Annotated in this window: 8 protein-coding genes; 4 read left to right on the forward strand and 4 right to left on the reverse strand. The window is 69.2% G+C overall.

The window, feature by feature from the left end; translation table 11 throughout:
• Window positions 1–32 precede the first annotated feature (32 nt).
• Window positions 33–1,970 (reverse strand): DUF6541 family protein, encoded by a 1,938-nt coding sequence (locus ACLJPX_RS22150; protein ID WP_410601747.1) that lies wholly within the window; start codon window positions 1,968–1,970, stop codon window positions 33–35.
• Between the two features lie 262 nt (window positions 1,971–2,232).
• Between ACLJPX_RS22150 and ACLJPX_RS22155 the strand changes: the two genes are divergently transcribed.
• Both ACLJPX_RS22155 and ACLJPX_RS22160 read left to right on the forward strand, forming a co-directional pair.
• Window positions 2,233–3,843: a hypothetical protein gene (locus ACLJPX_RS22155; protein ID WP_410601748.1), complete on the forward strand. Its 1,611-nt coding sequence runs from the start codon at window positions 2,233–2,235 to the stop codon at window positions 3,841–3,843.
• Window positions 3,840–5,306 (forward strand): hypothetical protein, encoded by a 1,467-nt coding sequence (locus ACLJPX_RS22160; RefSeq protein ID WP_410601749.1) that lies wholly within the window; start codon window positions 3,840–3,842, stop codon window positions 5,304–5,306. The genes ACLJPX_RS22155 and ACLJPX_RS22160 overlap by 4 nt, the downstream gene beginning before the upstream one ends.
• Here ACLJPX_RS22160 and ACLJPX_RS22165 read toward each other — a convergent pair.
• Window positions 5,267–6,517 (reverse strand): hypothetical protein, encoded by a 1,251-nt coding sequence (locus ACLJPX_RS22165; RefSeq protein WP_410601750.1) that lies wholly within the window; start codon window positions 6,515–6,517, stop codon window positions 5,267–5,269. The genes ACLJPX_RS22160 and ACLJPX_RS22165 overlap by 40 nt on opposite strands.
• Window positions 6,518–6,618: 101 nt before the next feature.
• Here ACLJPX_RS22165 and ACLJPX_RS22170 point away from each other — a divergent pair, with 101 nt between their 5' ends.
• On the forward strand, window positions 6,619–7,353 hold the full coding sequence (locus ACLJPX_RS22170; RefSeq protein WP_101611787.1) for a lysophospholipid acyltransferase family protein: 735 nt from the start codon (window positions 6,619–6,621) through the stop codon (window positions 7,351–7,353).
• Here the strand turns inward: ACLJPX_RS22170 and ACLJPX_RS22175 are convergent.
• A complete protein-coding gene (locus ACLJPX_RS22175) occupies window positions 7,350–8,150 on the reverse strand; it encodes an HAD family hydrolase (protein WP_410601924.1) in 801 nt (266 codons plus the stop codon). The genes ACLJPX_RS22170 and ACLJPX_RS22175 overlap by 4 nt on opposite strands.
• A gap of 83 nt (window positions 8,151–8,233) precedes the next feature.
• Between ACLJPX_RS22175 and ACLJPX_RS22180 the strand changes: the two genes are divergently transcribed.
• Complete coding sequence (locus ACLJPX_RS22180) at window positions 8,234–9,127, forward strand: LLM class flavin-dependent oxidoreductase (RefSeq protein WP_410601751.1); 894 nt, start codon at window positions 8,234–8,236, stop codon at window positions 9,125–9,127.
• Between the two features lie 574 nt (window positions 9,128–9,701).
• Here ACLJPX_RS22180 and ACLJPX_RS22185 read toward each other — a convergent pair.
• Entirely contained in the window at window positions 9,702–11,711 is a 2,010-nt protein-coding gene (locus tag ACLJPX_RS22185; protein WP_410601752.1) for a DUF6541 family protein, read from the reverse strand.
• Window positions 11,712–11,758: the final 47 nt, after the last annotated feature.

Genomic DNA, 11,758 nt, shown 5'->3' on the forward strand with positions numbered 1-11,758 from the left:
CGCAAGGACCGCAACCAGAGGACTAAACGCGGTCAGGGGTTCAACCGGTAGATCACCGCGTCCGGGTTCCGGTAGACCTCGGTCACGAAGCTCAGGCCGTCCAGATCGCGCAGCCCGGCCTGGCGCAGTGCGCCCGGCGGGTAGCCGTACTGCCCGAGGATCACCCAGCGCACGTTCAGCCGCCGCACGGCCGCCCGCACCTCGGCGTTCGACGGGTACTCGCGGAAGTGCCACTCCAGCAGCCGCGCGTCCGACGGTGACAGCGTCTCGTCGAAATGTCCCGAGGTCGTCCGGACGCCGGAGAGCGCGTAGGTCCACACCGTCCCGTCCAGACGGTCGTTCACTGCACGCTCACCGGGCTTCGCGAACTCGGCGAGCTTCTCCATCGCGGCGGCTTCGTCCGGGCTCACCGGCAGTTTGTGCGTGTTGATGCCGGGTGTGTTCGCGTAGCCGGACGCGATCTTCTCCGCGTTGGACCGCGCGTAGAAACCGTTGCTCAAGAAAGCGAACCCGCCGAACACCGCCACCGCGACGACGAACGCGGGCACCTTGCGGTGCACCACGGTGTCCCGCAGCCACGCCTGCGTCTCGGCGAGCCCGTGCGCCGCGATGATCGACAGGGGGATCGCGGCCATCGACATGAACCGGTACGGGTCGTTCCACCACGGCCGGGACAGCGCCAGCACGATCGGCTGCTCCGACGACGTCACCGCGATGTAGGCGAGCCCGGTGATCAGCGCCGTCACACCGATCCAGCGCAGCGCGCCCGCCCGCGCGAAGAAGATGAACCCGGCCAGCAGCGCGGCCGAAAGCCACACCTGCGGATAGGGCTCGTAGTGCTGGAAGCCCAGCAGCGCGCCGAGCGCCGTCGTCGCCCGCCATTCCACCGGCCAGCTGCGGTAGGGCACCTCGCCGTTCGCGAGGCCGATCGCGCCGAACAGCTGCAGCCCCGCCACGACGACCGCGATCGCGCCGACGATCGCCAGCGCGCGCAGGTCCCGCACGATCCGCGGCCACCGTTCACCGGGCGCGGCCCAGCGCTGCAACAGCAGCGGACCGGCGAACAGCATCGCGCCGAACAACGCAGACGAGTGCACGCACAGCAGGCCGACGGCGCTGATCACCAGGACGAAGCCGGTGTCGGGCGCCGGACGGTCGAGGTACCGCTTCAGCGCGACGGCGGCCAGCGGGGTCAGCGCCAGGCCGAGCAGGAACGGCAGCAAAGGTCCCCTGCTCATCGATTCGTACAGGCCCATCACCGGCGCGATCGAGACGAGCGCGACCGCGCCCGCGAGCACCGCCCGGCCCCGGAACACGCGCACCATCGTGATCAGCGACAACGCGAGCAGCGCGGGCAGCAGGGCGGTGTTCACGTCCAGGGTCAGCGGGATGGTCGCCGGGCTGAGCAGGTACACCACGGACGCGAGCAGGTGATACGCGTTGGGGTAGAAGACCGGCGCCGCGTCGCCGTACCAGTTGACCTCGCCGGTGCCGAACAGGCTGCCGTCCCCGGTTTCGGCGATCTGCCGCACGCCGTTCGCGTGATAGACGGCGTCGAAGCCCTGCGGGATGGCGTCCAGCCTGCCCATCCCGCGCACCACGGCGTACATCCCGACGGCGGCCGCGAGCAGCAGACAGGCCCCGACGGCGAGGTGCCCTGCCCGTCCCCACAGCGGTTCCTCCGGCTCAGGCGGCCACCGGCGCAGGGTGAGCCGTCGCAGACCGTAGGCGATTCCGGCGAACAAGGCCGTCGCCACCGCATACGTCACCGGTCCGAACGGGAGCCCGAGGGCGGCCGTCCACGGCCCGGCGAGTCCACCGATGGCGTAACTGAGCAACGGCGTCATGCCCGCGAGCACCCAGCCGCGCAGACCGGCGGCGAGACCTGTGAGCAGGCCGGGAAGGGCGATGACGAGCAGTGCGACGCACACCGTGACGACGTCGGCCGACAGGGAGGTCTGGGTGGGCACAGGTTTCCTCGGGGTGGGGAATCCGCACGGAACCCCCGAGGTGCGGAACGGAATGGGAAGCCAGATTAACCGCCGGGGGCCGTTACCCGAAGGAGTCACATCCCGTCGGGGAAAACGGCGGAACGACGCCTACTCCGCGCAAACTCAACTCACCCATTCGTGTCAACTAACTGCGCCGAAAGAAACACCTTGGCGCGGTGATCGATACTTGACCGTAGTCTTTTGTCAGGGGAGTGGCTCGGCCCGGAAGGGTGGGGATCAGGTGGTGGTCGCGCTCGTCGGCGCCTGGTTCGTGGTCGCCGCTTTCGTCCTCGTGGCCTGGCCCAAGATCAGTGCCGACAAGAACTGGCGTGCCGCCGCGCTGACGCTGACCCTTGGTTTCTCACTGGTGCACCAGCTGGTGTTTTCGACCATCGCGGAAGACGCGTACATCACTTTCCGCTACGCCCAGAACATCGCCGACGGCAATGGCCCGGTGTTCAACACCGGCGAGCGGATCGAGGGGTACGCGAATTTCCTCTGGATGATCGCGATCGCGTTGCCGAAGGCCGCTTTCGGGGCCGATATCGAGACCTCCGCGATCGTGCTCGGGATCCTCGCCACCCTCGGCGCCGTGCTGCTCGCGCACGTGACGGTGAACCGGGTGGTCGCGCGGGCCGCAGGGGAGTCTCGCCCGGCCTACGGAGTGGCCGCCGCGGTGCTCGTCGCGGGTGCCGGAGGGCTCGCCGCGTACGGCGGATCCGGCACCGAGACGCCGTTGTTCGTGCTGCTCCTGTTCGGCGTGTTCGCCTCGCTGGCGGCCCGGCGCCCGGTCGTCGCGGGTGTACTCGTCGCCTTCGCGATGATGACGCGACCGTCGGGGACGTTGCTTGCGGTGCTGGTCGGCTGCTGGCTGGTCATCGCCGCGCTGCGCGGCCGGTACACCTGGTGGTCGCCGGCGGGCTGGCTGCTCGGCGGGCTCGTGTTCGCCGCGCCGTGGACGGCATGGCGGGTGACCTACTACGACCATGTCCTCCCGTCGTCGGTCGTCATCCCCTTCGACATCGATGTCTCGGCGCGCGTCGACCGCGGCTGGCAGTATCTCTCCGGATTTTCGGTGGTCCACCAGGGCTTCCTGCTGCTCGGCCTGGTCGCGGCGGGGGCGTTGCTCCTGCGCCGCACCGGCCGGGAACCGCAGGTGGCCGAGGCCAGGTCGCTGACCTGGCTGATGCTCGTCACCGCCGCCGCCATCACCGGGTTCGTGGTCTTCTTCGGCGGCGACCCCGGGCCCGCCTGGCGTCTGCTGGCGCCGATCCCGCCGCTGCTGTCGGTGGCGGCGGTATCGGTCTACGGCGTGCTCACCGCGGTCACGAAACCGAGCCCCCGGCCGCGTCCGCCGGTCCAGCGGCTGATGCCCGCCGCCGCGGTGGCGTTGTCCGGGCTCGCCGTGCTGGTGTCGGTGTTCAGCCCGGACATGCTGGCTCGCGTGCGCGCCTGGCACGACCACGGCGCCCAGATGGAGGAGATCGGCCGCTGGCTCGACGCCTACCTGCCGCCCGGTTCGGTCGTGAGCACGTCCGCACCCGGCGTGCTGTCGTACCACGCCGGGACGCAGTTGCAGATCGTCGGCGTCCGCGGTCAGACCGAAGAAGCGGGCGAGGCCGTCGTCTCCCGGCGGCGCCCGACGATCGCCGTCATCACCGACAACGGCTACGCGGCGAAGCAGTCCTGCGTGATCGATCCGGCGTACTCGGAGAGGTACCGCGTCGCGACCTTCGCGCGTGAAGGAACGTCGTCCTGGCTCACCGTGTTCCTGCGGGCCGACGTCGAGCGGTCCGTCACGACGGCCCTCGACTTCTCACCCGATTTCCGCCACGTACCGTGCCCTTCGTGAGTGTCGACGAACGCGTCCTTCCGAGCCGACCAGCAGCGCTTGAAGCACCTTCGCGCCTGTTCGGCTTCGGCGTGTTCGCCGTCGCGCTCACCGTGCTGCTCGTCCGCTTCCTCGTGCCGCGGCCGGTCGCGATGTCCGACAACGGTGACGGCTTCCGCGTGCTGTGCGGCGCGGGCATCCCGTGGAAGGGCAAGCCCGAGCAGTTCGTGCACCTCGCCTACACCGTTCCGGCAGGCGAATGCGACGCCACGTATCTCCTGACCCAGAGCTGGTTCGCCCGGATCGCGCGGTCGATCGGCGGCCTGCTCGGCCTCGAATCGACGCTCAGCCTGGTCGTCCTCGGCGTGCTGACCAGCGTCCTCGCCGCCGCGGCGGTCGCGCTGATCGTCGTCGGACTGCCGTACTCACGTCGTGTCCGCGGCTTCGCGACCGCGGGGCTGTTGCTGGTCGTCGCGGATTCCGCGTTCTTCGGCTACTTCGCTTCCGTGCTCGGTGAAGGTGCCGCGTTCCTCGGTCTCCTGCTCGCCGTCGGCGGCTTGCTGGTGGCCGCTAGGCCTGGTTGGTGGCGCTACGCGGGCCTGGCGGTGCTGCTCTTCGGCGGCGTCATCGCGGTCAACGCCAAGGTCCAGACGTTGATGATCCTGCCGGTGCTCGCGCTCGCCGCGCTGCTCGTCCGCCCGGACGGCGTCCGCGGCCTCAAGCGCTGGCTCCCCGTGGTGTTCGTCATCGGCGCGCTCGCCGGAGGTACGGCCTACGCGCAGCAGACCGTCGAGCCCGCGAAGCTGCCCGATGGCTCTCTCGCCGCGCGTCCGGGCGACGATTCGCGCGAGATCAACATGTTCAACACGATCTTCTTGACCATTGTGGACGGTCGGCACGACACCGGGGCCGATCTCGCCGCGCTCGGCCTGCCCGCCTCGTTCGGCCAGTACGCGGGCAACGGCTGGTGGCACGCCCGGCCCGCCACGATGGATCCCGAGTACCCGAAGTACCGCGAACAGATCAGCAGGCGCAACGTCGTCGAGTACTTCGCGACGCATCCCTGGCGCACCATCGGAATCCTGGACCGCGCGGCGGGCGATCTGCTCACCGCGCGGCCGCCCTACCTCGGCAGCTTCGACCAGTCGGCCGGTTTCGCGCCGGAGGCGCAGGAATACCGCGTCCCGGTGGCGTCGACCATCACGAAACTCTTGGCGCCACTGGGTTTCTTCGCGTTACTGCCGATCTGGTCCCTGCTCGCGTGGCGTGGCTGGAAGACCCGGCGCGACGCGGTGGGCGTCGCGCTGGGCTTCCTGCTGGCCGTCGCCGCCGGACAGTTCGCGCTGGCCGCGCTCGGCGACGGCCTGGAGAACGTCAAGCACCAGGTGATCGCGTTGTACTGCACGCTGCTCGGTGTCGTCCTGGCGCTGGTGACGTTCGCGCGTCAGGAGGACTTGACGTCCCCCACTTCCAGGGTCCCTTGATGCGGCTGGAAGCCGTTGAAGATCTTGGCTCGCGGCCAGTTCGGTGTCTTCGGGAACGACACCAAGGCGGCGAAGATCAGTAGGGCGACGGCGTCGACCCAGAACACCGCCGCGCCGCCGACGAACCGCAGGTTCACCGCGACATACAGGAAGAACAGCGCGCCGACCCAGAGCCGCCGTCCTTCACCGCGCTGCTGGTCGAGCACGACCGCGGAGAGCGCGAGGATCAGCGGCGCCATCATCACGAACACCCGTGCGGTGTCCGTCGCGACCAGCCGTCCGGCCAGGCAGCAGGCGAACAGCCAGATGCCGGCGATCAGCAGTTCCGCGCGCAGCCCGTGGCGGCGGTACTGCTGGTAAAGGCCGTAGCCGAAGATCAGCCAGAAGAAGTGGAACGTGCTGAACAACTCGACCTGGCCGGTGCCCTTGCTCGCGTTGAGCGCGAAGCGGATGTTGTCGAGCAGGCCGCTGTTGGACTGTCCCGCGCCGAAGCCGTAGTCGCCGCCGATGAGGTTCTGCGCCCAGAGCCGGTAGCCGATGTAGATGCCGACGGAGACCACGAACACGCCGATGCCCCCCAGGACATCGCGGTCGCGGAAGGAACGGCCTCGCGTCCACGCGATCAGCGGGTACAGCGGAGCGAGGAGGAGGGTCGTCTCCTTGTTGATCGCGCCCAGCACGATGACGATCGCGAACGGGATCAGCTTGCGCTTGAGGATGAACCAGATCGCGAGCAGGTAGAGGAGGTTGTTGAGCGGGTCGACCAGCCAAGGGTTGCTGAAGGCGTACGGCGCGTACCAGAACGTGCAGGCCAGCGCGACGGCGGCGAGTACCGAGGTGAACAGCTGGAGCTTCAGGTACGAGCGCAGGAATTCGAAGAAGACGAGGATCGTGGCCAGCGTGACCACGAAGGTGAAGGCGACCCAGAGGACGTCGAGGGAGAGCCCGGTCAGCAGATTGCCGCGGTGGACGATCCAGGGGCTCAGCATGCGCAGCGCGAACGGGTTTTCGACGGCCGCGCCGGTCTGCTCTGACATCCGGTAGTAGTTCACCGCGTCGCCCCAGGCCAGCTCGTGCGGCTTGGGGAACTTCGGCATGAACGAGATCAGATTGATCAGGGAAACCGTGCTCAGCGCGAGGTAGGCCCAGAGACGCTGAGCGCCGGGTCTGCCTCGCGGCATGAGCGTGATTTCGGTGGTTTCGTGCGTCACGAGCGCATTTTAGGGCAGTGACCTGGGGTGATGGCGCGGAAGCCCGCCTGTGACCTACGCGACCGTAGGTTGGTTACCCTACGGTAGCGTAACCTGGGCGAATGGCCGATCTCGTTTACCCGCCCGTCATCATGGCGGCGAAGCTGATGTTCCGGGTGCTGGACAACCGCATCCGGGTGGAGGGGACCGAGCACATCCCGGCCACCGGCGGTGCCGTCATCGCCTGCAACCACGTGAGCTACCTCGACTTCATCTTCTGCGGGCTCGGCGCGCAGCCGGCGAAACGCCTGGTCAGGTTCATGGCGAAGAAGGAGATCTTCAGCAACCGGATCGCCGGACCGCTGATGCGCGGCATGCACCACATCTCCGTCGACCGCGGCGCGGGTCTCGCGTCGTACCGCGAAGCCGTCGAGCGCCTGAAGGCCGGAGAGGTCGTCGGGGTGTTCCCCGAAGCCACGATCAGCCGGTCGTTCACCGTGAAGGACATCAAGTCGGGCGCCGTCCGGATGGCCGCCGAAGCCGGTGTCCCGGTCGTGCCGATGGCGCTGTGGGGCACGCAGCGGCTGTGGACCAAGGGCCACCCGAAGGACCTCACCAAACGCCACGTCCCGATCTCGATCCTCGTCGGCGAGCCGATGCACCCGAAGGCCGAAGAAGACGCCGAAGTCCTCTCGAAGGACCTTCGCGTGCGGATGTCGGCGCTCGTGGACCGCGTCCAGGCGGGCTACCCGGAGAAGCCGGGTGCCGACGACGAGCGCTGGTGGCTTCCCGCGCACCTCGGCGGCACCGCGCCGACCCCGGAAGAGGCCGCGAAGCTCGACCGCGAAGGCCGCTAGAACCAGCGCTCGAGCACCTGGGCGACGCCGTCCTCGGAGTTCGGGGCGGTCACCTCGTCGGCGACGTCCAGGACGAGGCGGTGTCCGTTGGCCATCGCCACCCCGTGCCCGGCCCAGCCGAGCATCTCGACGTCGTTGGGCATGTCCCCGAACGCGATCACCCGCTCGGCCGGGACGCCCAGCCGCTCGGAGACCTCGGCCAGCCCGGTCGCCTTCGTGATGCCGCGCGCGGAGACCTCGATCAGGCCGGAGTTCGTCGAGTAGGTGATGTCGACAGCGCCGTCGAGCACTTCGCGGGCAGCCAGCGCCATCTCCTCGGAGGTCATCCCGCGCTTGCTGATCATCAGCTTGATCGCCGGATGCCCGAGCACCTCGGCCCTCGGCGCCTGCGTGCCCTCGTTGTCGCCCCACGGGTTGTGGTAGTCCGGTTCGATCACGAAATTGCGCATTTCCGGGTCGAGCGCGGACTCGCCGATCCGCTCCGCGGCGTACCGGCAGCCGGGAAGAGCGTGATCAAGAGCACTCACCGCGTCGTGCAGCAGCGTGGGTTCGAGCATGCCGTGGACGGCCACGATCCGGTCCGTCCCGACCTCGTACAGCACCGCGCCGTTCGCGCAGACCGCGTAGCCGGTCAGGTTCAGCGGGTTCGCGATCGGGGCGATCCAGCGCGGCGGGCGCCCGCTGACCAGCACGAAGGGGACTCCGGCCTCGGTGACGCGCCGGACGGTGTCGATCGTGCGTTCGGTCAGGGCCTCCATCGGGCCGAGCAGGGTGCCGTCGACATCGGACGCGATCAGAAGGGGTTTCTCCACCGTCGCATTGTCCCCGAACATCCGCCCATCGGGCGAAGGGCCGACGGGCACCGCTAGGTTCGGCGACTGTGCGCGTAGGCATCGTGATCCTTCCGGAAGATCGTTGGTGGGCGGCCGAGCCGAAATGGCGGGCCGCCGAGGAATACGGCTTCGACCACGCTTGGACGTACGACCACCTCGGCTGGCGGACTCTCGTCGACGGCCCGTGGTTCAGTGCGATGCCAACGTTGACGGCGGCCGCGACGGTGACGTCGAAGATCAGACTGGGCACCTTCGTGGCGTCGCCGGTCGCGCGGCACCCCGTGCCGTTCACCCGCGAGCTGACCACCCTCGACGACATCTCCGACGGCCGTTTCATCCTCGGTGTGGGCGCCGGTGTCCCGCACACCAACTACGACGCCGCCGTCCTCGACGGCCCGGAACTGTCGGTCAAGGAACGCACGGACCGCTTCACCGAGTTCGTCGAAGCGCTCGACGGCCTGCTGATGACCGACGGCTTCGACTTCGAGGGCGAGTACTACCGGGCCAAGGGCGCGCGGAACCTGCCCGGGTGCGTGCAGCGGCCGCGGCTGCCGTTCCTGGTGGCCGCGAACGGCCCCCGCACGATGACGCTCGCCGCGCGGTTCGGCGCGGGCTGGGCCACCACCGGCGTCAAGTCGGAGACCCAGGACGAATGGTGGAAGGGCGTCGCGGGACTCGTGAAGACCTTCGACGAGCGCCTCGAGGCCGTCGGCCGGGACAAGGCGAGCGTGCAGCGGTTCCTGAGCCTCGACTCGGCGCCGGTCTTCTCCCTCTCCAGCGTCGGCGCGTTCACCGACGCGGCCGGGCGGGCCAGGGAACTCGGCTTCACCGACATCGTCACGCACTGGCCGCGGTCCAGCGACTACTACGTCGGCCGCGAGTCGACGCTCGAGGAGGTCGTCAGCGACGTACTCCCGGTACTCCAAGGCCGGAGCGCTTAGGCCGATCGGGTGACGTTGGCGGACCGGGTAAACCGGTTCCGCTCAACGGCCGTCTGAGGGATGAGTACAGCGAGTGGGTGTGGCCGCCGGGCGGCTACCCCTCATGGGTCACCCCGGGGGTGAATGGGGGACTAAGGCTCGCGTGGTCGCGGCGGGGGCAGTCCGCGACCACGCGAGCTGTTTTTGTTTGTCGCGCGCTGACGGAAAAATTTCGCGGGGCGCAGATCGTGGCGGGGCTCGCGTTTTCGGGGTAGGCGCCCCGCAAAATGTTTCCGTGGCCTTCGGCCGAAAGAGGGCGCGCGACGGTGAAGTCTCCGTCGGGCGCGGGGCGCCCTTGGGGAGACCGTTGGGTCCCGGCTCCTCCGGTCCTGTCTCGCGTTGACCCTCCCGAACGCTATGAAAGGCCCGTTCCTTGCAAATTTTGCAAGGAACGGGCCTTTCATTGCATGTGTGGAGCGTCGGGCGCGTGAGCCTGGGTGGCGTCAGCGCGGAGGGCGGGGAGCGGAGCGCGGAAGGCAGGGAGCGGAGCGCGGGAAGCGGAGGGCAGGGAGCGGAGCGCGGGAAGCGGAGCGCGTCAGCGGGTCAGGGTGTAGATCGACGCGCCGGCGTTGCCGAAGTCCTTGCGCAGGAAGTTCAGCCCGTCCAGATCCCGCAGCCCGGGCGCCGGCGGCTCACCGATCTTGATCGGCGTGCTCCCGATCAGCACGTGCTTGATGTTCAGCCGCTTCACCGCCGCCTGCACCTCGGGGTCGGTGTCGTAGTCCCGGAAGTGCAGCGCCAGGTACTTCGCGTCCGGCGGCGGCACACCCGGGTCGTAGTGCCCGGCGACCGGGTGGATGCCGGTGATCGCGTACAGCCAGGCCGTCCCGTCGAAGCGCTCGTTGAGCACCTTCTCGTCCGGCCCGACGTTCATCTTGGTGAGCGCGTCCATCGCGGCCAGTTCGTCGGCGCTGACCGGCGGCGTGACCTCGCCCTCGGGCCCGTTGTAGTACAGGAACGACACCGCGTGCGCGTTCGACTCGGTGTAGAAGCCCTTGGTCAGCACGGCCGAAGCGGCCACGATGAACACCGCGGTCGCCAGTCCGAGCCGGGCGGGCAGCGCGGGGCGGCTCTTCACCCAGGACCGGCCGCTCGCCCACTTCGCGAACCAGCGTTGCAGCTCCGCCATCCCGTGCCCGGCCAGCAGGCAGAGCGGGATCGCGGCGAGCGCCATCAGCCGGTAGCGGTCGTTCCACCACGGCCGCGACAGCGAGATCACCCACGGTTCGGCGCCGAACGAGGCGACCAGGACGAACAGCGCGGAGAAGCCCAGCGCGGCGAGCCCGATCCAGCGCATCCGGCCGAGCCGGAACAGGCTCAGGACACCGATGACCAGCAGCACCGTCAGCCACACCTGTGGCGCGCTCAGCACCTGCCGGAAGGTCACCAGCAGCCCCAGCGACTTCACCACCGGCAGTTCCGAGCCCCAGGCGTAGTACGGATATGAACCCGAAGTGAATTTCAGGGCGCCGAGGATGTGCGGCGCCGCGAGCAGCGCGCTCCCCACCATCACCGGCACCATCTTGACGACGTCGCCGCCGATGATCCGCCAGCCCGCGCGGCCCTCGGGCACCCCGTCGAGCGGTTTGTGCCGCAGCGCGCGATACCAGCGCTGCATCACCAGCGGGAAGGCGAACAGCAGTGCGCCGAACAGTGCCGACGAGTGCGCCGCGAGCAGGCCGACAGCGGTCAGCGCGAGCACGAATCCGGTGTCGAGGCCTGGCCGCGCGAGGAACCGGGCCAGCGCGACGACGGCCAGCGGCGTCAGGACGATCCCCAGCGCGAACGGCAGCAGCCCGCTGGACACCGACTCGTACGCGCCGGTGGTGGCCGCGGCGGCCACCAGGGCCGTGCAGCCCGCGAACACCGCCCGCCCGCCGAGCTGGCGGATCAGGGCGACCATCGACAGCGCGAAGATCCCGGCGACCGGCATGGTGATGGCGTTCAGCGTGACCGGGATGGTCGTGCCCGAGATCGAGTACACGAGCGAGCCGACCAGGTGATACGCGTTCGGGTAGAACGAGCCGTCCGGGTACCAGTTGATGGTGCCCATGCCGGTCAGCGAGCCGTCGCCGGTCTCGGCGATGTAGCGGATGCCGTTCGCGTGGAACACGGTGTCCCAGCGCTGGAACACCGCCGTCGTCCCGCCGCGGGCGGAGAGCACGACGAGGATCGAGATCCCCACGGCCAGCGCCACGCAGGCGGCGACGGCGTAGTGCGCCCGCGGGTGCCACTTCGTCGGCGGTTCCTCGGCGCCCGGGGTGATCCAGCCGCGGCTCTGACCCAGCTTTCTGAGACCGAAGCCGATCCCGGCGAGCACGGCAGTGACGCCTGCCACGGTCAGGGGGTTGTACGACACGCCCGCGAGTGCCAGCCACGGACCGGCCAGGCCGGTTACCGTGTAGGACAACAGCGGGGCCAGCCCCGCCAGGGCCCAGCCGCGCAGACCGGCGGCCCGGCCGACGAGACCGCCGGGGATCGCCAGTACGGCCAGGTAAGTGAGGGTCGCACCGAAGTAGGACCAGAAGGTGTCCGGAGTAGGCACTGCTTCCTAAAATGTGTCTGTCGAAGGTGGAAACCGGTGCTCGGATG

This window comes from Amycolatopsis sp. lyj-90 (assembly GCF_046549035.1).
Lineage (GTDB): Bacteria > Actinomycetota > Actinomycetes > Mycobacteriales > Pseudonocardiaceae > Amycolatopsis.

What these genes read in the sequence shown, in the direction of transcription:
- ACLJPX_RS22170 (WP_101611787.1), top strand. Translation starts at nt 6,619, where the DNA reads ATGGCCGATCTCGTTTACCCGCCCGTCATCATGGCGGCGAAGCTGATG.